A 23,639-nucleotide genomic window follows, 5' to 3' on the forward strand; every position below is an offset into this window, starting at 1 on the left:
GACAAAGATTTCAATACGTTATGAATGATCAAGGTAACGCAAGCATGAATGCTGCTATTTTCCGTTTCTTTTTTTACTTTAGCGTCTGATCGCCGGAGGCTTTGCGCATAAGAAAAGAAACGGAAAATAGCGCCAAAAGCCTCCCTCGTGGAGGCTTTTTTTATCGCCGCGCATTGACGCGGCGTGCGAAGCGGCGCGCCGTAATACGATGAGCCGTCATCGCTCAACATCGACCATCGGGCCATACTGGCCGGAAGAAGAGGAAAGTCATGTCACATCTCGCCGAGTTGGTTGCCCAGGCGAAGGCAGCCGTAGAGAGTGCTCAGGATGTCGCTGCGCTGGATAGCGTGCGCGTCGAATTTCTGGGTAAAAAAGGTCATTTAACGCTGCAAATGACGTCGCTGCGCAATCTGCCGGCAGAAGAGCGTCCGGCGGCTGGAGCGGTCATCAACCAGGCCAAGCAGGAGGTTCAGGAGGCCCTGAACGCCCGTAAAGCGGCGCTGGAGTCGGTAGCGCTGAATGCCCGTCTGGCTGAGGAGACCATCGATGTCTCCCTGCCGGGTCGGCGAATGGAAAACGGTGGCCTGCATCCGGTTACGCGCACCATTGAACGTATTGAATCCTTTTTCTCCGAGCTCGGCTTTGCCGTTGCCACCGGCCCGGAGATCGAGGACGACTACCATAACTTTGATGCACTGAATATTCCGGCTCATCACCCGGCACGCGCCGACCACGATACCTTCTGGTTCGATGCGACCCGCCTGCTGCGTACCCAGACTTCCGGCGTGCAGATCCGTACCATGCAGCAGCAGCAGCCGCCGATCCGCATCATTGCGCCAGGTCGTGTCTACCGCAACGATTACGATCAGACCCATACTCCGATGTTCCACCAGATGGAAGGGTTGATCGTGGATAAAGATATTAGCTTTACCAATCTGAAGGGGACGCTGCACGACTTTTTGCGCAACTTCTTTGAACAGGATCTGCAGATCCGTTTTCGCCCCTCCTACTTCCCGTTTACTGAACCCTCTGCTGAGGTGGATGTGATGGGTAAAAACGGCAAGTGGCTGGAGGTGCTGGGCTGTGGCATGGTGCATCCCAATGTACTGCGTAACGTCGGCATCGATCCGCAGGTCTACTCCGGCTTTGCCTTCGGGATGGGTATGGAGCGACTGACGATGCTGCGTTACGGTGTCACTGATTTGCGCGCATTTTTCGAAAACGATCTGCGTTTCCTCAAACAGTTCAAATAAGGCAGGATTAACACATGAAATTCAGTGAACTTTGGTTGCGCGAGTGGGTAAATCCTGCCATCAGCAGCGATGCATTGTCCGAACAAATTACCATGGCTGGCCTGGAAGTGGATGGCGTAGAGCCGGTTGCCGGCGCTTTCCATGGTGTGGTGGTCGGTGAGGTGGTCGAGTGCCATCAACATCCCAATGCCGATAAGCTACGGGTCACCAAGGTCAGCGTCGGCGGCGAGCGCTTGCTGGATATCGTCTGCGGTGCGCCGAACTGCCGTCAGGGACTGCGTGTGGCCGTTGCTACTATCGGAGCTGTTCTGCCGGGCGATTTCAAAATCAAAGCGGCTAAGCTGCGCGGCGAACCCTCCGAAGGGATGCTGTGCTCTTTCTCTGAGCTGGGTATCTGTGAGGATCACAGCGGTATCATCGAACTGCCGCAGGATGCGCCGATCGGCTGTGATCTGCGGGAGTATCTGCAGCTGAATGACAACGCGATCGAAATCAGTGTGACCCCTAACCGGGCCGATTGCCTCGGTATTCTGGGCGTTGCCCGCGATGTCGCGGTGCTTAACCGCCTGCCGCTGAATATGCCGCAAGCGGCGCCGGTAGCGGCCAGCATCGATGAGCGCTTCCCGATCGCCGTTGAGGCGCCAGAGGCCTGCCCGCGTTACCTTGGCCGCGTGGTGCGCGGCATCGACGTCGCGGCGAAGACGCCGTTGTGGATGAGTGAAAAGCTGCGTCGCTGCGGCATTCGATCCATCGATCCGGTGGTGGACGTGACCAATTACGTTCTGCTGGAGTTGGGGCAGCCGATGCACGCCTTCGATCTCAACCGCCTGCAGGGTGGGATCGTGGTACGTATGGCCCGTGATGGGGAGACCCTGACGCTGCTGGATGGCAGCCAGGCGACGCTGGGTAGCGATACGCTGGTCATTGCCGACCATCAGCAGGCGCTGGCGTTGGGCGGCATTTTTGGCGGTGAACATTCCGGTGTTAACGCGGAAACCCGAGACGTGCTGCTGGAGTGCGCCTATTTTAACCCGCTGGCGATTACCGGCCGCGCCCGTCGCTATGGGTTGCACACCGACGCGTCGCATCGCTATGAGCGCGGCGTCGATCCGCAGCTGCAGCAGCGTGCCATGGAGCGCGCTACCGAGCTGCTGCTGGCGCTGTGCGGCGGCCAGGCCGGTCCGGTTATGGATGTGACCAACGATGCCTACCTACCGCAGCCGGCCAACATTGTGCTGCAGCGCAGCAAACTGGATCGTCTGATCGGCCATCATATCGATGATGTGCAGGTGCTGGATATTCTGCAGCGTCTGGGCTGCCAGGTAACGGCAGTGGATGGCGGATGGCAGGCTGTCGCGCCGAGCTGGCGTTTTGACATGGCCATTGAAGAGGATCTGATCGAAGAGGTGGCGCGTGTCTACGGTTATAACAATATTCCGGATGTGCCACTGCGTGCTGATCTGGTGATGACCGCACACCGTGAGGCGAATCTGCCCCTGAAGCGGGTCAAGACCCTGCTGGTCGATCGTGGCTACCAAGAGGCTATCACCTACAGCTTTGTCGATCCAAAAGTACAGGCGCTGTTGCACCCGCAGCAGCAGGCGCTGATCCTGCCAAACCCGATCTCCGTTGATATGTCCGCCATGCGCCTGTCGCTGTGGACCGGTCTGCTGGGCGCCGTGGTATATAACCAGAACCGCCAGCAGTCACGGGTGCGTCTGTTTGAAAGCGGCCTGCGCTTTGTTCCGGACGAGGGGGCGAATCTGGGGATCCGCCAGGACGTGATGCTGGCCGGGGTGATCGCCGGTCATCGCGACGAAGAGCACTGGGGCATCGAGCGCCAGGCCGTCGATTTCTACGATCTGAAGGGCGACCTGGAGGCGGTGCTGGAGCTGACCGGTAAACTGGACGCGGTGCAGTTCCGCGCCGAAGCCCACGATGCCCTGCATCCGGGGCAGAGCGCCGCGCTGTATCTGCATGGCGAGCGAATTGGTTTCATTGGCGTGGTACATCCGGAGCTGGAGCGTAAGCTGGATCTCAACGGTCGTACAGTCGTGTTTGAGGTGTGCTGGAGTGCTCTGGCAGAGCGTCTGATTCCACAGGCGCGCGAGATCTCCCGCTATCCCGCGAACCGCCGTGATATCGCGGTTGTGGTGGCTGAAAATGTGTCGGCGGAAGATGTTTTGGCTGAGTGTAAGAAAGTTGGCGCAAATCAGGTAGTTGGCGTAAACTTATTTGACGTGTATTGTGGTAAGGGGGTTGCAGAGGGTCATAAGAGCCTCGCGATCAGTCTGGTGTTGCAGGATACCACGCGTACACTGGAAGAAGTGGAAATTGCCGCTACCGTCGCAAAATGCGTAGAGGCGTTAAAACAGCGATTCCAAGCATCCTTGAGGGATTGAATCTATGGCGCTTACAAAAGCTGAAATGTCTGAACACCTGTTTGAAAAGCTTGGGCTGAGCAAACGGGACGCCAAAGACCTCGTCGAGCTGTTTTTCGAAGAGATACGCCGCGCGCTGGAAAATGGCGAGCAGGTCAAACTGTCCGGTTTCGGAAACTTTGATCTGCGCGACAAGAACCAGAGGCCGGGGCGCAACCCGAAAACCGGGGAAGATATCCCGATTACGGCGCGCCGTGTTGTGACATTTCGTCCGGGACAGAAGTTAAAGTGCCGGGTCGAAAACGCAACACCCAAGGATTAATCAGGCAGACAGGACAAAAGGCCGCCCTTGGGTGGCCTTTTTCTTGTACTGTTCAGCGCTTTTACGGGCGAGAGACTGAGGCATTAACTATGCAGGTAAACGATCGGGTCAGTGTCAAAACGGACGGCGGTCCGCGCCGGATCGGGCGCATTCTGGCGCTGGAGACCTTCAGCGAAGGCACCATGTATTTGGTCGCCCTGGATGACTATCCCCAGGGTATCTGGTTCTTTAATGAGGCCGGCTGTGCGCAGGGTATCTTTGTTGAGCCGTATGATGACGATGTGTCAGCCTGACGCAGTGCCCACCTTCAGCGGTCTGATCCAACGCCAGCGGCGGCGGGACCGTCGCTGCTTGACGTTGCTGGCACTGCTGCTGCTGGCGGCGCTAATGCTGGGGTTGAGCGCTGGTGATATCTGGCTGTGGCCAACGCAATGGTTCACCCCCGACGGGCAGTTGTTCGTCGGGCAGCTGCGTCTGCCACGGGTGCTGGCGGTGATGGCGGTCGGCGCGGCGCTGGCGGTTAGCGGGGCAGTGATGCAGGCGTTGTTTGACAATACCCTGGCCGAGCCGGGGCTGCTGGGCGTCTCTAACGGTGCCGGCGTGGCCTTGGTGATCGCGGTGCTGCTGGGGCAGAATTTGATGCCGATGTGGCTGCTCAGCGCGCTGGCCATCGTCGGCGCGTTGACTATTACCCTGTTGTTGATGCTGTTTGCCCGCCGTGGGCGGTTGAACAACGCCCGGCTGCTGCTGATCGGCGTCGCGCTGGGGATCGCCTGCAGCGCCGCCATGACCTGGGCGGTCTACTTTAGCAGCAGCCTGGATCTGCGCCAGCTGCTCTACTGGTTGATGGGCGGCTTCAGCGGCATCGACTGGCGTCAGGGGTGGCTGATGGGCGCGCTGCTGCCGGTGCTGCTGTGGCTGCTGACTCGTGGTGATATTCTGAATCTGATGGCGCTGGGGGAGCTGCCTGCCCGTCAGCTGGGGCTGGGCATGACCCACTGGCGTAGCCTGCTGGTGCTGGCTATCGGCTGGCTGGTCGGGGTGAGCGTCGCGCTGGCCGGTGTGATCGGCTTTGTCGGCCTGGTGGTGCCCCATATGCTGCGCCTGTGGGGCATCACCCAGCACAGAATGCTGCTTCCGGGCTGCGCGCTGGCGGGCGCCTCGATGCTGCTGCTGGCGGACGTCGTGGCGCGGATCGCACTGTTTTCTGCCGAGTTGCCGATCGGGGTGGTGACCTCATCAATTGGTGCACCGCTGTTTATCTGGATGCTACTGCGGCGCTCATCAGGGGGAATCAATGTACGATAATGGGCTGCGTATCGATGGTGTGGCAGTTTCCGGCCGGTTGGCGCCCCTGAGTGCGTTGGTGGCGCGCGGACGGTTGGTGCATATCATCGGCCCGAACGGTGCGGGTAAAAGCACACTGTTGCTGCGGTTAGCCGGTTTATTGAGCGGGGAAGGCGAGGTATGGCTGGCGGGGCGGCCGCTGCTGTGCCAGACTCCCGCACAGCAGGCGCGTTGGCGCGCGTGTCTGCTACAGCAACAGCTACCGACCGGGCTTATGCCTGTATTTGCTTATCTGGGACTACATGCGCCGCGTACTGCCCCTATCTCGGGGGTCGATACCGTTCTGGCGATGCTGAGTGAGTGTCTGGGGCTCAGTGACAAACTGAGTCGGCCGATGAGCCATTTGTCCGGTGGTGAGTGGCAGCGGGTACGGCTGGCGGCTGTGCTATTGCAAATTTGGCCGACCTTAAATCCGCAGGGGTATCTGCTGCTGCTGGATGAGCCGATGAGCAGCCTGGATATCCGGCAGCAGGCCGCATTGGATGGCCTGCTGAGTGAACTGTGCGCTGCTGGGGTTACTGTGATTGCCAGTGCGCACGATCTTAATCACACGCTATTCCATGCCGACGATGTCTGGATGCTTAGCCAGGGGCAGGTGATGGCGCAGGGCACGGCGCAGGCCGTGATGCAGGTGGCGGCCCTGAGTACGTTGTTTGGCGTACCTTTTCGCCGTATCCGCGGCGGCGACCGTGACTGGCTCTATTATCACAATGATGAACAGCCTGAAAGCGCATCGGGAAAATGAAGCCCAATAAGCATATCCACACTGATAGCTGCCACCATATCATCAGCGTATGAAAAACGATCATGTGACATGATAAATCCCTGTATTTTCTAGATGCCGGATAGCTGCGTAATCTTTCCACAGCTGTGCTTTGTCCTTACTGATTAAATAGATTGTCCCTGGTTGACTAAATACATCGGTGGTTTGTTGTATGCTCTTTAGCTCATCAACGTAAAACTCTGCCCGATGAAATGAAGCCAATTGTTTAAGCTGTACAAGCAGTTTTGACGAGGTAAAAACTGCTTCTTTATCATTGATTAAACCGACATTAAAAGTATGATTTTTTAAATGATAGAATGGCTTTTCCACCAGGCGTGCAAATTTATCCGGTGCCACAATGGAAACTGCGCTAGCGAGTATTTGCCCTATACCGGTAGTGAGATACGAGACATCTGGACGTAGAATACCATCGCTTCTTGCCGCTATTTCGACCAGGCAGGGGCCACTTGCAGTCAGCATCACCTCAGCATGACTTGGGCCATGCTGAATACCTAAGCATTGACAGACCTTTTTTACATAATTAACTAATTGATTAAACTCAGGAGCACTGTAGTCAATGAGCTCATCGATATCATAAACGATGTTGCCACTGGCAAGCCTCTTTTTATGATATTTTACGACCTCGCTAACCAGGATATGCCCCCCCAGAGATACGAAGTTGACGACATACTCTGTTCCGTGAAGGAATTCTTGGCATAGGATCGTTTTATTTATAAGGTTAAGTTTGTTTACCTTATTGGATAGGGTGCTAAAAGCATGGCGCACCTCATCCTGAGAGTGGCAAATAAATACACCGTCAGAGCCGGCGCTATCAATGGGCTTAAGTACCACAGGGTAGGGCTGATCTTCCAGCCAAGTCAGGATCTCGTCCCATCGCGAGAGTATGCACTGCTTGGCTGGCCATAGTCCATGCTCTCTTAATACCTCCAGCATAATAAACTTATTACGGCGCGCATGTGTTTTGGCATATTCGTTACTGTAGGCGAGATTTAACGTGTGATTTAGCTTGTCAGCGAGCAGGACGCCACTTTCTGCACCGGCAATAATACACTCCGCACCAAACTTAGAGATAAAATCTAGCGTATGGGAAAGATCGCTATGTATAATATTTTCTTGGTAAATGCTATAGTCGAAGCTATTATAATAATAGCTATCTAGCTTATCACTGGATGATATATGTATGAGCTTGCATTGCATATTGTGTAACTCTTTGGCTATGAATTTTCCAGATGAAAACCCATCAACTATTGCGATTTTTTTCATCTTTCATCCTTATCGATTTTTTGTAGTTTTACGATGCTTAAAATGATGAGTAGAAACGTTATCATAATAACTGTAATGAAAGTTTCAGATGATATATGGATACGTGGATCAAAAAACTGAAAGAGTAAAGTAAATATAGGCAGCAACAGTAGGATTAATGATACATGTATTGGGTCCAATGTTGCAATGCTGCTTTGGATGAGAAACACAGGTAGTATGTGCCCAATAATAGAAAGGCTCAGGATAATTAGCAGCATTTCTTTATTTAATAAAAAAGATATCTCATAGGAGAACATATAAAATAGCGTGACCAGTAACATTAATATGTTACGCACACCTAATATTTCATAGGTCTTCCAGTCCCCCGTGCTTAGTCTTTTAGAAAAAAAAGTATACAATACTGTTCCTATTGCACTAAGGACGACACAGGATATACCAATGATTCTTTCTGTTGTCGTTGTATCTGTAACGCCACTTTTCCCAACATAGGAGTTAACCAGCATAACAACGACACTTGTCAATATCACCCAGGCTGCATATCCTTCATATTTTGTAGGGTGGGATGTGTCTTTAATAATATAACGTGAAATGATGAGTGTCAGAGCTGGACCACAAGCAACCGATGCAATGCCCACGACTGCTGGCTCAAGGTATTTCAATGATAGTATCAGCCCCCCCCAGTTTAATAGAACGGCGGAATTTACTAAAAATAGGTTGCCAAAATTCGCCTTCGCTTTAATGAAGTAATACCGCGATCCTTTTTTTACGCTGGAGATGATGCTGAAAACCAGGGTTGACAGAATAAAACAGTAGATAATGAAAATTGCCGGATTGACCTCTTGAATAACATTGGCTACATAGACATCGAATCCCGCACTAATCATGCAAAAAACGACCCCTAAACTAACGCCGGAAAATGCTGCGTTGGTGCTCATTGGATTATCCTTTGATAAAAGTATCCATGCGATTTCAGTATAATGTCCATGATGGTGCTATTATTCTTAGTTATCGATAATGGTTACTTTATTATCATCAATCTTTATTTTTACTATCGATATAATATCATGACCTGTTTCCTCTTTTACGTTGATTCTTCCATTGTTTTGCGATTTTTCGACAACACATATTACTCTCTCCACTATACCTCCAGCATTTTCTATTGCTTTTATTAAAGAAATAACTGTGCCGCCAGTGCTTATTGTATCATCAATAATAACCACCCTATCATTTTTATTTATGCCATTTAGATATATATTTCCATCAAAGTACTCTGAGGAAATTTTTACAACATTTTTATTATATTCATTGAGGCTATATGGATACCAGCGAGCCATTGCAAGAGGTTTTCCAGTCAACAGAGATATCGTAGTAGCTAATGGCGCACCTTTATCCTCCTCGGTGACGATTTTATCAAAGCTAATATTTATATATTTAATAACTTGATAAGCTATCTCAATTAAAACAATAGGTCTAAGTGCTGGTAACTGGTCGCTAAATTCATTAACGGTTGTTAACATACGGCCTGATTTAACAACTTTAGCATTCGTATAAATTTCCTCAAGAAGCATGATGATCTCCATTTTACATATTATATTCTGGATATATGCCATTCCATCGGCTCTTATATTTCCATGAGCTGTCGAAGAAAATTGTTATGATTACTTTATTGGATACGCTCCTCATGATCTCTTCACTTATTAAAATGTTGGCGCCGCAAGTTGGGCCGATTTCTTTATTGTTTGTTTTTATGAACCTCCGCATTCGCGCCCATGCGTGTTCTCCACTAATGACTTTTATTTCGTCTATTAGATCTATTTTTGTATTACCTGATATCTTTCCCGCGCCTAGACCCATCATATTATGTGGGCGATGCGTGAAAATCTTTTTATTTATCTTTGCGTGGATAGGTGATGATTTATCAACCTCAATGCCAATTGACTTGAGTTTTGGGAATTCTTCTTTTAATATTTTTGATATTCCTGAAAATGTTCCACCTGTTCCTATCGAGCAAATAAAATAATCCGGATTTATATTTTTTGATGCTAGCTGTTTAATTATTTCGCGTCCGCACTCATACCATGACTCCATGTTTAATATATTCTCTGACTGGTTTATATAGAATGAATTTTTATTGACTTTAGCGTATGCAATTGCTTCATCATCAGAGCCATTCAGGAATTTTTCCTTTGGTGTTTCAATGATTTCCGCACCAAAGCTTTTTATTTGTTGAATTCGTTCTCTCGTCATGCCTTCTGGCATAAATATAACAACATTGTATCCTTTCTGTTGCCCAATCCATGCTAGTGCAGCGCCACCGTTTCCCGTTGAGCAATCTATCAGTGTCATGCCGGGAGAAATTTTACCATGCAGCTCAAGTGATTCTATTATATGTAGAAATGTGCGATCTTTATGGCTCCCTGTGGGGTTCTTGTATTCACACTTTACAAATAATCTATTTCCATTGCTTGATATATTTGTTAGTTCAATAAGTTCGGTGTTTCCGATCTGTTCGACATCCATTTCTTACACCTTTTAAATTTATTAATCTGTTTGTTTTTAATACGCTTGTTTTGATGGTAAATCAATAAGTGTAGAGCGATTTTATTGCATGAGGGATGCTTGGTGAGCAGCGTCTGAGGGGGGTGTTTTACGCGATGATTCTGCTTGCGATAGGGTATTTTCTTGTTGGATGGGTTAATTTCTATAGTATTACCTGTGCATTTCGTACCATAGGGAATAATCTACTGTGTCATTGTTTAATTAGTGTGTTTAGATTTCTTGTTGCAAAATCATATTTAATTATTATGTTAACCTTGGTGTTCATATTGTTACATTGGCTCTTGGTGCGGAGGGCGCCGTTGCCGTTTCTTGATGTAAGCATAAGCGGTGGTCGGGCGCCAACCAGATTAAATTAGATGAATGTATTGATGTAATTTATAATATCTGCCTTTGTTCTGTAGTCATAACCGCAATGGTACTTGAGTGTCACCGGTGGTTATTCATATTGTTCATGTATCAGGCCGTAGGACATGGCAATATAATGCAATGAGCGAATAGGGGTGAAAATGGCTATATGCGTTGGCAGTGCGGGCAACACGGCGTAGCGTTATACGCTATGGACGCTATGGACGCTATGGACGCTATGGACGCTATGGACGCTATGGACGCTATGGACGCTATGGACGCTATGGACGCTATGGACGCTATGGACGCTATGGATGCTATGGGCCTGCGCTGCGGTGTTGGTAGTACAGGAATAAATAGCCCGCGCCGCGGGTATCTCTGCCGTTCGTTAACTCAGTATTTTGTTGCTTTGATGAGCTAAACCTCAGGTTTTATCCCATGACGCATAAAAAACTTGACCTCAGCATGTGTTTCCCCATTATTTATTGATTAAGGCTGTGCGTAGTATGGCTGATAACATCAGGGAGAGTGCGCCAGCAGGCGCCGTTATAGACGCTAGCGCATCATTGAGGCATAAGGGAGATGAGACGATTGGCATCCGTATACCGCTATTGTGCATGGTGTAGCGTTGCACTGATTCTGGCAGGATGTAGCAGCAAACACCGTGCACCGCCACCATCTGGCCGTCTGGCAGACCCGATAGTGGTGGTAGCGCAACTCAATGATCAACTGCAGCAGTGGCATGGTTCGCCATATCGCTATGGCGGAATGGCGCGTAGCGGTGTTGACTGCTCCGGCTTTGTGTACCGAACCTTCCGCGATCGCTTTGCCATTCAGCTGCCGCGGACGACACAGGAGCAAACCTCGCTGGGTACCCGGGTATCGCGGGACGATCTGTTACCCGGCGATCTGGTGTTTTTCCGCACCGGAAGCGGTGATAACGGTCTGCATGTCGGTATTTATGATACCAATGATACGTTTATCCACGCGTCGACCTCGCAAGGGGTAACGCGATCGTCGCTGAACAACGTCTACTGGCGTAATGCCTACTGGCAGGCCCGGCGTCTATAGCCTCCGCTGCGGGCTCTTATCTGCGCAGTGGCAGTGCTATCATCATGACTTTAGCTCAGTAAAAAGGCATGGTTATGACGCCGTTATCGCTTTTTATCTCCGATTCTCACGATCCCTGGTTCAATCTGGCGGTGGAAGAGTGCATCTTCCGCCAGATGGATCCCGCACAGCGGGTTCTTTTCTTGTGGCGTAATGTCGATACGGTGGTGATTGGCCGCGCACAAAATCCCTGGCGCGAGTGCAATACCCGTCGCATGGCGCAGGACGGCGTTAAACTGGCCCGGCGTAGCAGCGGCGGTGGCGCAGTGTTTCACGATCTGGGCAACAGCTGTTTTACCTTTATGGCCGGTAAGCCCGGCTATGATAAGCAGGTCTCCACAGGCATCATTCTTGCTGCGCTGGCAGGGCTGGGAATGGATGTCCAGGCCAGCGGGCGCAACGATCTGGAGTTGGATACCCCGCAGGGAAGGCGCAAAATTTCCGGTTCGGCCTACCGCGAGACCCAGGATCGCGGTTTTCATCACGGAACCCTGCTGCTGAATGCCAATCTGGGCCGTCTGGCCGACTATCTGAACCCCGACCTGAAGAAGCTGCAGGCTAAGGGCATTGCCTCAGTGCGCGCGCGCGTCGCCAATCTGTCGGAGTGGGTTGCGGACATCAATCATACGCGTCTGTGCAATGCCATCGTCGAAGCCTTTTTTACCCATTACGGGCAGCGGGTCGCACCGCAGCATATCTCGCTGCAGCATCTTCCGGATCTGCCCGGCTTTGCACAGCAGTTTCAGCGCCAGAGCAGCTGGGCGTGGAACTATGGCCAGGCGCCCGACTTTAGCCATGTGATGGAGACGCGTTTTGACTGGGGCGGCGTGGAGCTGCACTGCGAGGTGGCGCGGGGGACGATCGTCCGTGCCCGTCTGTTCAGCGATGCGTTGACGCCGGCGCCGCTTGAGGCGCTGACCGTCGCACTGGCGGGCTGTCCCTATCAGGGAGAGGCGGTATCCCAGCGGGTGTTGGCGCAGGGAGGAGATGATACGACAGGGAGGATGATACCCCAGCTGGCGGCATGGCTGCGCCGCCAGCTGGCCTAGGGCTGGCTACAGGCGCGTGTGCGCCTGGGGAAAGCGCGCCTTCAGCTGCGCGCGGGTCGGCGCACCGTCGGGGCCGGGCTGGCTGACCACGCAGGCGGCGACCTGATTGCCGAGATCGATGGCCTCCTCCAGCGCCAGGCCGAGGGCGAGCCCTGCCAGCACGCCGCCGCAGTGGGCATCCCCGGCGCCAATGGTATCGGCTAACGTTATCGGGTAGGCGGGCAGGTGCCGCTGGCGGCCATCGCTGGCGCACAGCCAGGCGCCGTGGGCGTCGAGGCGGCAGATCAGATGGATCCCGCGTTGGACGGCAAACGCCGACGCGGCTATGACCGGGTCGCCCTCGCCGCACAGCTGCGTGATTTCATCGCGGTTTAGGGTCAGCAGGCTGCCCGCGGGGAGCCGCTGCCACAGCGTCTCCGGCAGATGGGGCAGGCGAGGCCCGGGATCCAGCAGCAGGGTGCAACCGGGTGGCAAAGCATACATCCATTCGCACAGCGCCTGACCCCCGTCTCCCGCCAGCTCATAGCCACTGAGGTAAACCAGCGCCCCGGCGGGCAGCGCTATCTGCGCCAGCAGGGGCGCAGACCACTGTGTCTCGCAGCCGCTGACGCTGATAAACGTACGCTCTCCATCGGCTTCAACGCAGGCCAGACACCAGCCGTTATCCTGCTGCGGGTGACGCAGCAGCACCGGCAGCGCCAGCGCCGTCATGGCCTGTTCCGCCAGCGCGCCCCAGGGGCCGTTGCCGACCGGCATCCCGTTGATGACCGGGATCTCCATGCGGCACAGCGCCCGCGCCACGTTGAAGGCACAGCCGCCGATAGTCCGCCCGCCTTCTTGGGCCTCCATGTCCTCTCCCCGCAGCGGCAGACGCGGCAGATTGAGGATCAGATCGCCGACGGCGCCGCCGATGACGGCGACCGGGCGCGGTGTTCGCATCGTTGTCATGCTTTTTTACTCATGTTGATTAGCAGGGCGTAGCTAAGCAGGCTGATCAGGAAGGCGACGAACAGCCCCAGGCTGGAGTCGGCAAAGATGCCGATGGCCAGCGGGCCGTCGATAAAGCCGGTGCGGGTCACCATCAGCCCGCAGAGCGCGCCAAGCAGCCAGCACAGCAGCGGGCCGACGCGTACGCCGGCATTATCGCCGTGCAGATCGAAAAGCTGGCTGTCGCTATAGCCTTGATGGCGACGCAGGCAGACATAGTCGACAAGGAAGATGGCCTCCCAGGCGGCCAGGAAGAGGCCGCAGCACAGCAGGAAGGCGACGAAAGGCCCCATAAAGTCGCCGGCGACGAACAGAATGTACAGGGCGATGCCCAGTACGATCGCGGCATCAAGCGTTACCGCCCAGATCTGGCGGATCTTAACCCCGATGGTCAGCAGGTTCAGGCTGGCGGAGTAGAGGCTGAGCACGGCGATGGTCACGATGCCCGCCGTGGCGGCCAACAGATAGGGGATGGACATCCAGCGCGGCAGCACTGAGCCTATCAGGGCGATGGGGTTTTCTGCCGCGGCCAGATCGGGCAGGCGGGCTGAGAGCAGGATCCCGGCCAGCATCAGCAGGCACAGGGGTAGCGCGGCGCCGCCGGTGACGGCGGCGAAGATGTGGCTCTCTTTGCTCTTGGCGGACTGGTAGCGGCTGTAGTCGGCACCGGCGATAGCCCAGCTGATACCGGTGCCGGCGGCGATCACCGACACGGCCGGTAGGAAGGCGGTCAGCCAGCTGCCGGAGGGCATCGCCAGTACGGCTTGCCAGGGGGTGGTAAACAGGATGTAGCCGACCACGATCAGGGTCATGGTGCCGAAGATGCGGGTAAACCAGCGCTGGATGGCGGCGACGGCCGTCTGTCCCAGCAGGCTGACGGCGATGGCCAGGCCGGCAAACAGCACCAGGCACACCAGGGTGAGACCGTGTCCGCCCGGGACGCCGCAGGCCTGCAGCAGCGCGGCCAGGGTCAGGGTTCCGGTGATGATGTTGACCGCCTCCCAGCCCATCAGGTTGATCCAGCTGAACAGGGTGGGGGCGATGTTACCGCGGATGCCGAAGATGGCGCGGGAGAGGGTCAGGGTAGAGGTGCGGCCGCGTTTACCGGCAAAGCTGAAGTAGCCGACCAGGCAGAAACTCATCACCCCGAGCAGGGCGGCCAGGATCGCCTGTACAAAGGAGAGGCCAAAGCTGACGATGATCGCGCCGTAGACCACGCCCAAAATACCGATATTGGCGGCAGACCAGATCCAGAACAGTTCGCTGGGGGTACTGCGGCACGCCGGTTCGGGTACCCGATCGATACCGATATTCTCTACTTGCCAGGCTGGGTTGGCGTTGGTTTCACTCATTATTCAATTCACTCCTTTGTCATTGATTCGTGCTGCTTACACCGTGGTGGGTCGCATCATCCCCGGCCGTACGACGGCGCTGCGCACGGGAGGGAGAGAAATCCATTCGCGCACAGTCTACTGACACACCATTATGATGCCAATATAAAACCGTTATAGATAAGCCATGCTGATGCGTTATCGCGGAGAAAACGGCGGGACAGCGCCCGCCGGCAGGAGAAACGTTTGTCTTGCCTCAGCGCCGCAGGTGGATCTGGGGGCCGCCGTTCTCTGGATGGCGTCCTGCCGTCAGATCGGCCCGATACCAGTGTGACAGCAGCGCCGGGTCCAGCACCTGCTCCGGCGTTCCGCTGGCGACCAGCGTCCCCTGATGCAATAGCAGGATGCGATCGGCATACAGGGCGGCCAGATTGAGATCGTGTAGGATACAGCAGACCGAGAGCGGCTCGCGGCGGGTCATCCCGTGCAGCAGGCGCAGCAGGTGCTGCTGGTGAAACAGATCGAGCGCAGAGGTCGGCTCGTCGAGAAACAGCCAGCGCGGCTGGGGGGCGGGATGCCACAGCTGGGCCAGCGCCCGCGCCAGCTGTACCCGCTGCTGCTCGCCGCCGGAGAGTGTGCGATAGTCGCGATCCGCCAGCGCCAGACAGCCGCTCTGCTGCATCACCGCCTGCAGCGCCTGCTGTTGCCCCTCGGGACAGGGTGCACGCCCCATGGCGATCACCTCGCGTACGCTAAAGGGAAAGGCCAGCGCGCTGTGCTGGCGCATCACCGCCCGCCGCTGCGCCAGCTGCTGTGCAGGCCACGCGGCCAGCTCCTTCCCCAGTAGGGTGCAGCGCCCGCTGTCCGGGCGTAAATAGCCCGCCAACAGGCGCATCAGGGTCGATTTTCCCGCCCCGTTGGGGCCGATAATGACCACCAGCTCGGTGCAGGGCAGGGTCAGCGACACCTGGTGGATTAACGTCCGGCCATGATCGCTGTAGGTGAGCCGCTCGGCCTGTAACCTGGGGTTATTGGCCATGACTTACCTCCCGGTAGCGCAGTATCAGCCAGAGAAAATAGGGGCCGCCCAGTAGGCTGGTCAGCATCCCGACCGGTATTTCCGCCGGGGCCGCCAGGGTGCGGGCCAGGGTGTCGGCCAGCAGCAGCAGGCAGGCACCGCCCAAGGCCGAGCAGGGCAATAGCCAGCGGTGATCGGCGCCGAGCCGCAGGCGGAACAGGTGGGGAACCACCAGGCCGATAAAGCCGATGACGCCGCTGACAGCCACCGCGCTGCCGACCAGGACGGCGCTGAGAAGCAAGAGCTGGCGCTTGGTGCGCGCCACATCAAGTCCGAGGTAGTGGGCCTCCTCATCGCCCAGCTGCAGCAGGTTCAGGCGCTGGGCCAGCGTGAGCGCGAACAGGCTGGCCGGCAGGATCAGCAGGGCGCTGACGCCCAGCGTATGCCATTCACTGCGCGACAGGGTTCCCATGCTCCACAGGGTGAACTGGCGCAGCTGCTGATCGTCGCTCAGGTAGCTCAGCACCCCGACCAGGGCAAAACAGAGGGCGTTAATAGCGATGCCGGCGAGCAATAATCGTGACAGTGTCACATGTGCGCCGCGACTGAGGAGATAAATCAGCAGCGAAATGGCCAGGCTACCGCCAAACGCCGCCAGCATTTGGGTATACAGTGCCAGCAGCGGCGAGAGCGCCAGCGGGAGCACGATGGTCAGCGCCACGCACAGCGCCGCGCCGCTGCTGATCCCCAGCAGGGCGGGATCGGCCAGCGGGTTGCGGAACAGCCCCTGCATAATCGTGCCGGAGACGGCCAGCGCAATACCGATCACCACTGCCAGAAGCACCCGCGGCAGGCGGATGTTGAGCCAGATCTGCCACTGGAGGGGATCGCCGTCGCGCAGCAGCGCGACGGGCGACAGGCGCAGTGCGCCCAGGTGGGCGGCGGTCAGCGTGATCAACATCAATAGACCCAACAGCAACGCCAGCGTCAGACGCGGAGAGCGGCGGATCATGGCCGCTGCGCCTGTTCGGCCGCGCTACGCAGTGCGGCCAGCGCATCCGGTGTGCCGAGGGTAAAGCCCAGCAGCACCATGTCGTCAAGCACCAGTACCCGTTTTTCGCGCGCCGCCGGCGTTTGCGCCATCCCGGGCAGCGTCCATACCCGCTCCGGACTTCCCAGCGCCTTGGCGCCATCGCGGCTGATCAGGATCAGATCCGGCTGGGCGGCGATGACCCCCTCCTGGGAGAGCGGCCGGTAGCGGTTAAAGCCCTGCATGGCGTTCTTGCCCCCGGCTGCACGGATGATGGCGTCAGCGGCGGTCTGGCCTCCGGCCGCCATCGGTGTCATGCCGCTGTGGCTGAGGATAAACAACACCCGGGTAGTGAGGGGGGAACCCGGGATGGCGGCCAGACGTCGCTGGTAGTCCTCGATCAGCGCCTGTCCCTGCGCTTCGCGCCCCAGTGCGCTGGCCAGCCGGCGGATTTTATTGCTGACGGCCTCCAGGCGGTTGACGCTGGCCACCGGTACCACGGTGACGCCCACTTCACTTATCTGTGACAGCGCGATGGTCGGCTGGGCCTGATCGCTGGCGAGCACCCGGGTCGGTTTCAGGGCGAGGATACCCTCTGCGTTGAGCTGGCGCATATAGCCTACATCCGGCAGTGCGGCGGCGGCGGCAGGCTGGGTGCTGGTGCTGTCCCGGGCGACAACCTGATCGCCCGCCCCCAGGGCAAACACGATCTCCGTCACGTCACCGCCGATGGTGATCAGCCGTTCACCGCCCCGGGCGCCGATGCTGCACACTGCCAGCAGTATCGCCAGAGTGATTCGAGCCATTATGCCGGCTCCTGCGTCAGCGATGTCACGGCCGCCAGCTGCTCGCGCCACTGTGTCTGTTCCGTCTCGCCTTCGGTACGCTGCCCGAACAGCTGGGCTATCTGGGTACCGTCGGCGGCGAACAGTTCCAGGCTGCTGACCATGCCATCGCGGGTCGGTTTACGGGTGATCCAGCTCTCCGCGATGGCCGGGGCGGACAGGTGCAGGGTAAAGCGCGGATTAAAGACGTTGAGCCATTGATCCTGCGGGGTCAGCCTGGCGATTTCACCGGTGAAGATCTGTACGCAGCCACGGTTACCGACGAAGATCATGATCTCATTCTGACACCGCTGCGCCTGGGTCAGGATCTGCTGCAGCGCGGCGTTACCCACCCGGCAGGCCAGATCATCGGCGACGGCGGCAAAGGCCTGCTGCCGGCTGACGCCATGGCGTTGTAGCAGCGGAAAAAACTGGTGTACATCGGTCATGGCGCGCCATTCGCGCTCCAGCGCGGTTGCGTCCAGCGCCGGTGCGGCGGCAGAGGGGGGCGCGGAGAGCACGGGGAAGGCCGGATTGCCGTCACCGGTGAAGCGGGAAACCAGCGCGTGCCAGGCTGCCATATCGCTCTCCTGCGTGGCATAGATTTTATGTACGGCATCACCCTGCGGGTCAAAGCACTGCAGGCTAAAGCGCTCGCCGCGCGCACTGTGCTCACGCAGGGCAAAGGCGGCGTGCCAGTGCTGTAAAAACAGGCGCAGATCCAGCGCCCGTGGGTTGAGGATCAGCCCGCTGTGGCCGCTCAGGTGCGCGTTGTCATAGCGCCCCAGCTGCTCATGTACGGCATACCCGTTGCGGGTGATGGCGTTAACCTCGCCCAGCGCGGCGCAGGCCGTCAGCAGGGCCGCGGCGTCAGCGTGCAGGCGGACGGCGTCGTGGCCGACGCGGGCCCGGGTCAACTCGCCCTCGCTGACGCCCAAAATCTGCGCCAGATCGCGGGCAGAGGCGCGTGGGTGCTGCTGGCTGGCGTTCATGTAGCGGGTATACAGGTCATGGCTCATGCAAAGATCCTTTTTTATGGTGCAGGTGAAAACGGGGCGCGCTAGCGCCCCGGGGTGAAAATCGCGCTACCACTGGTAGCTGAGCAGCAGACGGGCGCCGCGGCCATCCTGCAGCGCGCCGCTCGGCGCGTAGTAGGCCTTGTCAAACGCATTGCTCAGGACGGTGGTGGCGCTGAACTGGTTGCCCAGCGCTGGGGTGCGGTAGCTGACATAGAAGTCATTGACGCCATAGCCGGCCTGCGGCTGTGTCCGGCTGTCGTTGGTGTGGAAGGCAGCGGCAAAGGTACTGACCCAGCCGACGGAGAAGCCGCTGTGGGCCAGCGGAATATCCAGCCGGTTGCTGAGGGTGTCCGGCGTCCCGTTGGCAATCCAGTCGCCGCTTTGGTTATTTTTGCCGCGGGTACGGTTATAGGCGGACTCCCAGCTGAACCGATCGCTGTGGTAGTTCAGCGCGACGTCCCAGCCCCACAGTTTGACATCGTCAACGTTGATCGAGGTGGTATAGAACTGGCGCTTGGCGAAGTCGTTGACCACCTGCGTATCGATATAGTTCCTGGCGCGGGTGCCGAAGTAGCTGGACTTGAACTGCAGGCTGTCGCCCTCGGCCAGCAGATCGTCGAAGCGTAGCCCAAAGCCGGCCTCTTGGGTGGTGTTGCTCTCCGGGCGCAGGTTGGGGTTGGGACGCCAGTAGTTGACAAAGGGTCCGATACTGAAGTGGCGGGCGTCGTTGTAAATCTCTCCGATGGTCGGTGCCCGGAAGGCCTGGGCGTAGCTGGTAAACAACATTAACCAGTCGGCCGGGGTGACGGTGATCGCGGCTCGGGATGACCATTTGTCCGCGTTGATGTCGCCATAGCTGTCGTTATGGGCCCGGTAGTTATCGTAGCGGGTACCGGCTACCAGACTGACGGGCAGATCGCGCAGGGTTATCTCATCCTGCAGCCAGCCCGAGGCAAAGCGGATATCCGCCTGGGGGTAGGTGCTGGCGCCGCCGCCCGGGCGCTGGCTTTGTCCATAGGCTTCGCTGCCGTAGGTCAACAGGTGGGCGGCGGGGCCTTCGCTCCACAGTTGACTGCGGTTTTCTGCCCGTAGCCCCAGGGTTCGCTGGGTTCGGCTTTCCTCGCTTTCTCCCTGGGGAGTGGCGGTAATCCGGACGTCGGAGTAGTAAGGCCGCAGGCTGGCATCGAGCCAGGTATTCTCCATCGGTTTGAGGCGGTACTCCAGTTGCAGATCGCGCTGGATAGTGTCGCGACGGGTCATGAGATTGCTGGCGCTGGCCTGGATATCCTGCGGATTTTTGGGCTCACGGGCGGCGTTGTCGTAATAGCGTAGGCTGGCGTTCAGCGATTGGGCACCGTCGATGAGCCAGGTGCCTTTGGCCAACAGGTTGCCGATGGTTTCGCGGTTGGCGGCGCGCTCCCCCCCGCCGAGGCGCAGGTCGCCGCGCTGGCGGGTGCTAAAGGAGAGCAGGCCGTCCAGCCTATCGCTGCGGGCATAGGCGCTGGCGCCCAGGCCCAGACTGTGATCCTGGGTAGCGCCGCTGGCAAACAGGCGGTAGCCGCTGTTTTTCCCCGCCAGCAGCAGGTCGGCAGCATCGACGGTCTGGTAGGCGATAACGCCACCCAGTGCGCCGTTGCCATACAGCAAGGCGCCGGGACCGCGTACCACCTCGACCCGCTTGATGAGTGCCGGATCGAGAAACGTCCCGTTCAGATGACCGGTGTCGGTTCCCTGACGTACGCCATCGACCAGGACCAGAACGCCGCGGTTATCGTAGCCGCGCAGCGTGATGTCCTGGCCATTGCTGCGGCCGACGCCGCTCAGGTTCAGGCCCGGGACATTACGCAGCATTTCCGGCGCGGACGCTGCGCTGGCGGCCACTGGGTCCTGCCGGTCGATGACGGTGACCATCATGGGAGCGCTGAAGCTGTCGCGCTGGTTTCCGGTGGCGATAACGGTCACGCTGTCGCCGTTCTCTGCAGCCTGTAGCAGGGCTGGGGTTAACAAGAGGCTGCTGATGGTCAGGGTGAGCGGGCGTAGGGAAGGGGAGAAAAGCGTAGGCATGGCTCAACACTCCAAATGTAATATGGCATTGGGACTGCTGGCTGCCTTGCCACACCGCGGGTATGCGGAGGACTGGGTGGCTGGCGAAACAATATCAGGGTGTTATGGGATCTATTTGGTCAGGATAAGTTTACCCGCCCGGGTCTGACGTAGCTGGTAGTACTCTCCCTTATGGGTAATGGTGACCCGGCCTGCCTGGCCGAGCAGGGTGTGACTGGCGATGGTACTGCCCGGCGCTGAAGTACGTTCTTGCGTCAGCTTGGTACGTGGTGAATCGGGAGTCGCTTTTTCCATAGTCATTACGCAGGATAAAATTCCGCTCTTCATCTTAATGATAATCATTATCGTATAAGCTGCCGATGACGGCAAGCAGTTTTTAACATATGGGGTATTCTGGCAGCGTCAGATGGCGGTCTATCAGCGTGTGGATCTGCCCCCAGAGCTGTGGCATAGCCATCAGGCGGTACATCCACTGCGCCAGATCGGCGCGGCGCACCAGACCGTGGCGCGGCGTCCGGTACAACGTGGCCTGCCCGCTGGCCTCGCCATCCAGCAGCCCGCCGGGACGCAGAATGCAAAAGTCCATACCGCTGCTCTGCAGCCAGCACTCCGCCAGGCTCTTTTCCCGCACCGCGTGGCCGAAGGCGGCGCGGGCGCGCGGCGACAGCAGTGGCCAGCTCTCCCCGCAGCCCAGCGATGTCACTAACAGCATCCGGGCGATCCCCTGTTCGACGGCGCAATCGATAATTGCCCGGTGGGCGAGGTAGTCATGGCCGCCGCCGCCCAGGGTGGAGAGGATCGCGCTGTGTGGGCCAGCCTGGCGGTATAGCGCCCCCAGCGTCTGTATATCGCAGGCATCGCCCAGCGTGACCTGAACGCCGAGATCGCGCAGGCGTTGGGCCTGAGCCTCCTTACGCACCAGGGCATACAGCGGGTGATGGCCCGCCGCCTGTTGTGCCAACGCCAGGCCGGCGCCCTGTCCGGCGCCAAACAGGATCCACGGTGTCATCTGTACTCCTCCGTGGTTGCCAGCGTCTGCGCCAGGGTGCGGAAAGCCATCAGCGGTTCTGTCCGCAGGCGCCGCTTTTCGTCCCGGCCAACGAATACTTTCAGCATGGCCTGCCCTTCCGGGTTGATAAACCACACGCTGGCGGTCTCCATCCCCATGAAAGGGCGCTCAACCAACGCAATGTGACGGCAGCGCTGGGCGCGGATATGGCCGCTCAGGCCGCCCTCACCGCGCAGATTGAAAAAACCGTGCCGGTGTGCGCCGCCGGGCAGCGGGCCATGAAACTCCAGAATTAAATCGGGGTTGTTGATAAGCGTAGTGACATCGCCCCAGCCGGTCAGGGTCTGCCAAACCCGATCAAAGGCATCCCCGCCGCACAGGGTGACCTGCGGCAGGCGGCGCAGCACATCCAGCGCAGAAAGCGCGAAGCGTTGGGCTATCTCTTCAACGGTATCCATCGGCGCCGTGGATAGAAAGGCGTCCAGTTCGGCAACGCGTGACAGGTTTTTAGGATGCATGGTGTCTCTCCGGGGGTGTGTGTTGGGGGGCGTGTGCGGCGCGGGCGCCCGCAACAGGGGATGTCATCGCTGTCGGGGTTAACAACTGGGCCAACAGCTGCTGTAGGGCCTGCAGCAGATTGCTGGCCCAAAAACGTCCGCGTGGCGTCAGCATGAGGCAGTGATCCTGCAGGCGTAGCAAGTTGCAGGATTGCCACTGTTGGAGCAGTGGCAGCAGCGGCGCAGGATCGCCGGGCAGGGTGGCGAGAGCCAGCCGCCCGGTCTCGATGCCGCCCTGCAGCGTCAGGCGCCAGCGGTGCTGCGGCGCGGGTGCGCTCAGCATCATCAGCGGCTTATCCGCGGCGTCCAGCCGTTGATAGTAGGCCTCCAGGGAACGCTGCAGCATATAGGACTGGCCATCAAGGTGGCCACCGGCACCGCTGCCGAAGGCCAGGCAGTCGGCACCCTGCTTGATCAGCAGGTTATACAGGTTGCGCTCGCGGGTGGTGCGTGCCCAGTGGCTGTTGCTGAGCTGGTGCCAGCCCCGCTTATCCAGCTCATCGAATGCATGCAGGTAGAATGACTGGCGCTCGGCGGCGTCGGCGACGCGGGTGCGGGCGCTGTCGACGGCCCTGGCCAGCGGCGTTGAGGGTAGCAGGTTGAGGGCGTAGAGATCGACGCCGTCCAGCGGCAAATCGTGGACGATGTCCAGGTCGTTTTGCCACTCCCGCGCGGTCTGTCCCGGCAGGCCAAACATCAGATCGCAGATCACCGCCGCCCGGTCGCGCTCGGCCAATGCCCGCAGAAAGGCGATGGCCCGATCGCGATCGGCTCGCCGCCCCATGCGCTGACGCAGATGGGTATCAAAGGTCTGGATGCCGATGGAAAAACGGTTGGCACCGGCCGCCAGGCAGGCGTCAATGCGCGCATCATCAAAGTTCAGAACGCGTCCTTCGACGGTGATTTCGCAGTCGGCGGCCAGCGGGAGGAGGCTACGCAGTTGAACAATGAGGCGGTGCAGCTGTTCAGCGTTTAGGGCACTGGGGGTACCGCCGCCCAGATAGATGGCGTGAATGGGTGCCGATTGCTGCAGCGGCAGGGCACTCTCCAGGTCGATTTCGCGCTGCAGGTAGTCGAAGTAGCGGGCAATGGCCTGCTCGCTGAAGCGGTTTTGATAAAAGCCACAGAAGGTACAGTGGGTGGCGCAAAAGGGAATATGCACATAGACCAGGCGCTTATTGGGCGGCAGGGTGCGTTGGCACAGCTGTTGCCAGCCCTGTGTCAGGGCGTCGGCAGGCAGGGGCTGCTGATGGCGCCAGGGCATGGTGGCCCAGCGTTCGGGAAAGGGGATGCCCTCGGCCGCGGCCAGATAAGGGGTAATGTCCAGCGTCATGGTAACTCTCCGTTAATACCTGAAATGCGCGGCATTTAATGATAATAATTATCA

The 23,639-nt window shown here is 57.7% G+C and carries 25 protein-coding genes and 1 other annotated feature; of the genes, 10 read left to right on the forward strand and 15 right to left on the reverse strand.

The window, feature by feature from the left end; genetic code table 11:
- Nucleotides 1-39 precede the first annotated feature (39 nt).
- Nucleotides 40-164, forward strand: a sequence feature (Phe leader region).
- The 7 genes from pheM (at nucleotide 45) to btuD (ending at nucleotide 6,048) form a co-directional block, all read left to right on the forward strand.
- A complete protein-coding gene (gene pheM / locus EIEH_RS18895; protein ID WP_193352018.1) occupies nucleotides 45-89 on the forward strand; it encodes a pheST operon leader peptide PheM in 45 nt (14 codons plus the stop codon). Its footprint overlaps the feature before it by 45 nt.
- Nucleotides 165-269: 105 nt before the next feature.
- Nucleotides 270-1,253, forward strand: coding sequence for a phenylalanine--tRNA ligase subunit alpha (gene pheS / locus EIEH_RS06795; RefSeq protein WP_015871210.1), 984 nt, complete (start codon nucleotides 270-272; stop codon nucleotides 1,251-1,253).
- Between the two features lie 14 nt (nucleotides 1,254-1,267).
- Nucleotides 1,268-3,655, forward strand: a complete 2,388-nt coding sequence (gene pheT, locus EIEH_RS06800) for a phenylalanine--tRNA ligase subunit beta (protein WP_015871211.1) — start codon at nucleotides 1,268-1,270, stop codon at nucleotides 3,653-3,655.
- Nucleotides 3,656-3,659: 4 nt separating this feature from the next.
- Nucleotides 3,660-3,956 carry an integration host factor subunit alpha gene (ihfA, locus tag EIEH_RS06805; protein WP_015871212.1) on the forward strand — a complete coding sequence of 99 codons (297 nt, stop codon included), beginning with the start codon at nucleotides 3,660-3,662 and terminating at the stop codon, nucleotides 3,954-3,956.
- Between the two features lie 89 nt (nucleotides 3,957-4,045).
- Nucleotides 4,046-4,249 carry a protein DsrB gene (gene dsrB, locus EIEH_RS06810; protein ID WP_015871213.1) on the forward strand — a complete coding sequence of 68 codons (204 nt, stop codon included), beginning with the start codon at nucleotides 4,046-4,048 and terminating at the stop codon, nucleotides 4,247-4,249.
- Nucleotides 4,230-5,264 (forward strand): vitamin B12 ABC transporter permease BtuC, encoded by a 1,035-nt coding sequence (gene btuC, locus EIEH_RS06815; protein ID WP_035609110.1) that lies wholly within the window; start codon nucleotides 4,230-4,232, stop codon nucleotides 5,262-5,264. Before dsrB ends, btuC begins: the two co-directional genes overlap by 20 nt.
- The gene (btuD, locus tag EIEH_RS06820) at nucleotides 5,254-6,048 is read left to right on the forward strand and encodes a vitamin B12 ABC transporter ATP-binding protein BtuD (RefSeq protein WP_015871215.1); all 795 of its coding nucleotides are present in this window, start codon (nucleotides 5,254-5,256) and stop codon (nucleotides 6,046-6,048) included. The genes btuC and btuD overlap by 11 nt, the downstream gene beginning before the upstream one ends.
- A gap of 60 nt (nucleotides 6,049-6,108) precedes the next feature.
- Here btuD and EIEH_RS06825 read toward each other — a convergent pair whose 3' ends face one another.
- The 4 genes from EIEH_RS06825 to EIEH_RS06840 form a co-directional block, all read right to left on the reverse strand.
- Complete coding sequence (locus EIEH_RS06825) at nucleotides 6,109-7,350, reverse strand: ATP-grasp domain-containing protein (RefSeq protein WP_015871216.1); 1,242 nt, start codon at nucleotides 7,348-7,350, stop codon at nucleotides 6,109-6,111.
- Complete coding sequence (locus EIEH_RS06830) at nucleotides 7,347-8,285, reverse strand: EamA family transporter (protein ID WP_015871217.1); 939 nt, start codon at nucleotides 8,283-8,285, stop codon at nucleotides 7,347-7,349. The genes EIEH_RS06825 and EIEH_RS06830 overlap by 4 nt, the downstream gene beginning before the upstream one ends.
- Nucleotides 8,286-8,351: 66 nt before the next feature.
- The gene (locus tag EIEH_RS06835) at nucleotides 8,352-8,921 is read right to left on the reverse strand and encodes a phosphoribosyltransferase family protein (protein WP_081168280.1); all 570 of its coding nucleotides are present in this window, start codon (nucleotides 8,919-8,921) and stop codon (nucleotides 8,352-8,354) included.
- A gap of 10 nt (nucleotides 8,922-8,931) precedes the next feature.
- Entirely contained in the window at nucleotides 8,932-9,870 is a 939-nt protein-coding gene (locus EIEH_RS06840) for a cysteine synthase family protein (RefSeq protein WP_015871219.1), read from the reverse strand.
- 564 nt (nucleotides 9,871-10,434) lie between these two features.
- Between EIEH_RS06840 and EIEH_RS19265 the strand changes: the two genes are divergently transcribed.
- The 3 genes from EIEH_RS19265 to EIEH_RS06855 all read left to right on the forward strand — a co-directional run bounded on the left by EIEH_RS19265 (nucleotide 10,435) and on the right by EIEH_RS06855 (nucleotide 12,413).
- Nucleotides 10,435-10,599 (forward strand): hypothetical protein, encoded by a 165-nt coding sequence (locus EIEH_RS19265; protein ID WP_160162446.1) that lies wholly within the window; start codon nucleotides 10,435-10,437, stop codon nucleotides 10,597-10,599.
- Nucleotides 10,600-10,836: 237 nt separating this feature from the next.
- Nucleotides 10,837-11,325 carry an NlpC/P60 family protein gene (locus EIEH_RS06850; protein ID WP_015871221.1) on the forward strand — a complete coding sequence of 163 codons (489 nt, stop codon included), beginning with the start codon at nucleotides 10,837-10,839 and terminating at the stop codon, nucleotides 11,323-11,325.
- Between the two features lie 74 nt (nucleotides 11,326-11,399).
- Complete coding sequence (locus tag EIEH_RS06855; RefSeq protein ID WP_015871222.1) at nucleotides 11,400-12,413, forward strand: lipoate--protein ligase; 1,014 nt, start codon at nucleotides 11,400-11,402, stop codon at nucleotides 12,411-12,413.
- Nucleotides 12,414-12,419: 6 nt separating this feature from the next.
- Here EIEH_RS06855 and EIEH_RS06860 read toward each other — a convergent pair whose 3' ends face one another.
- The 11 genes from EIEH_RS06860 to hutW form a co-directional block, all read right to left on the reverse strand.
- The gene (locus tag EIEH_RS06860; protein WP_015871223.1) at nucleotides 12,420-13,361 is read right to left on the reverse strand and encodes a PfkB family carbohydrate kinase; all 942 of its coding nucleotides are present in this window, start codon (nucleotides 13,359-13,361) and stop codon (nucleotides 12,420-12,422) included.
- Nucleotides 13,358-14,752: a purine-cytosine permease family protein gene (locus EIEH_RS06865; RefSeq protein ID WP_015871224.1), complete on the reverse strand. Its 1,395-nt coding sequence runs from the start codon at nucleotides 14,750-14,752 to the stop codon at nucleotides 13,358-13,360. The genes EIEH_RS06860 and EIEH_RS06865 overlap by 4 nt, the downstream gene beginning before the upstream one ends.
- Before the next feature lie 235 nt (nucleotides 14,753-14,987).
- Nucleotides 14,988-15,770: a heme ABC transporter ATP-binding protein gene (locus tag EIEH_RS06870; RefSeq protein ID WP_015871225.1), complete on the reverse strand. Its 783-nt coding sequence runs from the start codon at nucleotides 15,768-15,770 to the stop codon at nucleotides 14,988-14,990.
- Complete coding sequence (locus EIEH_RS06875; RefSeq protein WP_015871226.1) at nucleotides 15,760-16,761, reverse strand: FecCD family ABC transporter permease; 1,002 nt, start codon at nucleotides 16,759-16,761, stop codon at nucleotides 15,760-15,762. The genes EIEH_RS06870 and EIEH_RS06875 overlap by 11 nt, the downstream gene beginning before the upstream one ends.
- A complete protein-coding gene (locus tag EIEH_RS06880; RefSeq protein WP_015871227.1) occupies nucleotides 16,758-17,585 on the reverse strand; it encodes a heme/hemin ABC transporter substrate-binding protein in 828 nt (275 codons plus the stop codon). Before EIEH_RS06880 ends, EIEH_RS06875 begins: the two co-directional genes overlap by 4 nt.
- Nucleotides 17,585-18,622 carry a hemin-degrading factor gene (locus EIEH_RS06885; RefSeq protein ID WP_015871228.1) on the reverse strand — a complete coding sequence of 346 codons (1,038 nt, stop codon included), beginning with the start codon at nucleotides 18,620-18,622 and terminating at the stop codon, nucleotides 17,585-17,587. The genes EIEH_RS06880 and EIEH_RS06885 overlap by 1 nt, the downstream gene beginning before the upstream one ends.
- Nucleotides 18,623-18,688: 66 nt before the next feature.
- Entirely contained in the window at nucleotides 18,689-20,686 is a 1,998-nt protein-coding gene (locus EIEH_RS06890; protein WP_015871229.1) for a TonB-dependent hemoglobin/transferrin/lactoferrin family receptor, read from the reverse strand.
- Nucleotides 20,687-20,797: 111 nt separating this feature from the next.
- Nucleotides 20,798-20,980, reverse strand: a complete 183-nt coding sequence (gene hemP / locus EIEH_RS17515; protein ID WP_049640583.1) for a hemin uptake protein HemP — start codon at nucleotides 20,978-20,980, stop codon at nucleotides 20,798-20,800.
- Between the two features lie 82 nt (nucleotides 20,981-21,062).
- Nucleotides 21,063-21,695: an NAD(P)H-binding protein gene (locus tag EIEH_RS06900; protein ID WP_015871231.1), complete on the reverse strand. Its 633-nt coding sequence runs from the start codon at nucleotides 21,693-21,695 to the stop codon at nucleotides 21,063-21,065.
- On the reverse strand, nucleotides 21,692-22,213 hold the full coding sequence (hutX, locus tag EIEH_RS06905) for a heme utilization cystosolic carrier protein HutX (protein ID WP_035609096.1): 522 nt from the start codon (nucleotides 22,211-22,213) through the stop codon (nucleotides 21,692-21,694). The genes EIEH_RS06900 and hutX overlap by 4 nt, the downstream gene beginning before the upstream one ends.
- Entirely contained in the window at nucleotides 22,203-23,585 is a 1,383-nt protein-coding gene (hutW, locus tag EIEH_RS06910; protein WP_015871233.1) for a heme anaerobic degradation radical SAM methyltransferase ChuW/HutW, read from the reverse strand. Before hutW ends, hutX begins: the two co-directional genes overlap by 11 nt.
- Nucleotides 23,586-23,639: the final 54 nt, after the last annotated feature.

The sequence above is a fragment of the Edwardsiella ictaluri ATCC 33202 genome (assembly GCF_000264785.1).
GTDB classification, from domain to species: domain Bacteria; phylum Pseudomonadota; class Gammaproteobacteria; order Enterobacterales; family Enterobacteriaceae; genus Edwardsiella; species Edwardsiella ictaluri.

Excerpts from the sequence above, each read along its gene's own strand:
- pheS (WP_015871210.1), top strand. The coding sequence starts at position 270 with ATGTCACATCTCGCCGAGTTGGTTGCCCAGGCGAAGGCAGCCGTAGAG.
- pheT (WP_015871211.1), top strand. The coding sequence starts at position 1,268 with ATGAAATTCAGTGAACTTTGGTTGCGCGAGTGGGTAAATCCTGCCATC.
- ihfA (WP_015871212.1), top strand. The coding sequence starts at position 3,660 with ATGGCGCTTACAAAAGCTGAAATGTCTGAACACCTGTTTGAAAAGCTT.
- dsrB (WP_015871213.1), top strand. The coding sequence starts at position 4,046 with ATGCAGGTAAACGATCGGGTCAGTGTCAAAACGGACGGCGGTCCGCGC.
- btuC (WP_035609110.1), top strand. The coding sequence starts at position 4,230 with ATGACGATGTGTCAGCCTGACGCAGTGCCCACCTTCAGCGGTCTGATC.
- btuD (WP_015871215.1), top strand. The coding sequence starts at position 5,254 with ATGTACGATAATGGGCTGCGTATCGATGGTGTGGCAGTTTCCGGCCGG.
- EIEH_RS06825 (WP_015871216.1), bottom strand. The coding sequence starts at position 7,350 with ATGAAAAAAATCGCAATAGTTGATGGGTTTTCATCTGGAAAATTCATA.
- EIEH_RS06830 (WP_015871217.1), bottom strand. The coding sequence starts at position 8,285 with ATGAGCACCAACGCAGCATTTTCCGGCGTTAGTTTAGGGGTCGTTTTT.
- EIEH_RS06840 (WP_015871219.1), bottom strand. The coding sequence starts at position 9,870 with ATGGATGTCGAACAGATCGGAAACACCGAACTTATTGAACTAACAAAT.
- EIEH_RS06850 (WP_015871221.1), top strand. The coding sequence starts at position 10,837 with ATGAGACGATTGGCATCCGTATACCGCTATTGTGCATGGTGTAGCGTT.
- EIEH_RS06855 (WP_015871222.1), top strand. The coding sequence starts at position 11,400 with ATGACGCCGTTATCGCTTTTTATCTCCGATTCTCACGATCCCTGGTTC.
- EIEH_RS06860 (WP_015871223.1), bottom strand. The coding sequence starts at position 13,361 with ATGACAACGATGCGAACACCGCGCCCGGTCGCCGTCATCGGCGGCGCC.
- EIEH_RS06865 (WP_015871224.1), bottom strand. The coding sequence starts at position 14,752 with ATGAGTGAAACCAACGCCAACCCAGCCTGGCAAGTAGAGAATATCGGT.
- EIEH_RS06870 (WP_015871225.1), bottom strand. The coding sequence starts at position 15,770 with ATGGCCAATAACCCCAGGTTACAGGCCGAGCGGCTCACCTACAGCGAT.
- EIEH_RS06875 (WP_015871226.1), bottom strand. The coding sequence starts at position 16,761 with ATGATCCGCCGCTCTCCGCGTCTGACGCTGGCGTTGCTGTTGGGTCTA.
- EIEH_RS06880 (WP_015871227.1), bottom strand. The coding sequence starts at position 17,585 with ATGGCTCGAATCACTCTGGCGATACTGCTGGCAGTGTGCAGCATCGGC.
- EIEH_RS06885 (WP_015871228.1), bottom strand. The coding sequence starts at position 18,622 with ATGAGCCATGACCTGTATACCCGCTACATGAACGCCAGCCAGCAGCAC.
- EIEH_RS06890 (WP_015871229.1), bottom strand. The coding sequence starts at position 20,686 with ATGCCTACGCTTTTCTCCCCTTCCCTACGCCCGCTCACCCTGACCATC.
- hemP (WP_049640583.1), bottom strand. The coding sequence starts at position 20,980 with ATGGAAAAAGCGACTCCCGATTCACCACGTACCAAGCTGACGCAAGAA.
- EIEH_RS06900 (WP_015871231.1), bottom strand. The coding sequence starts at position 21,695 with ATGACACCGTGGATCCTGTTTGGCGCCGGACAGGGCGCCGGCCTGGCG.
- hutX (WP_035609096.1), bottom strand. The coding sequence starts at position 22,213 with ATGCATCCTAAAAACCTGTCACGCGTTGCCGAACTGGACGCCTTTCTA.
- hutW (WP_015871233.1), bottom strand. The coding sequence starts at position 23,585 with ATGACGCTGGACATTACCCCTTATCTGGCCGCGGCCGAGGGCATCCCC.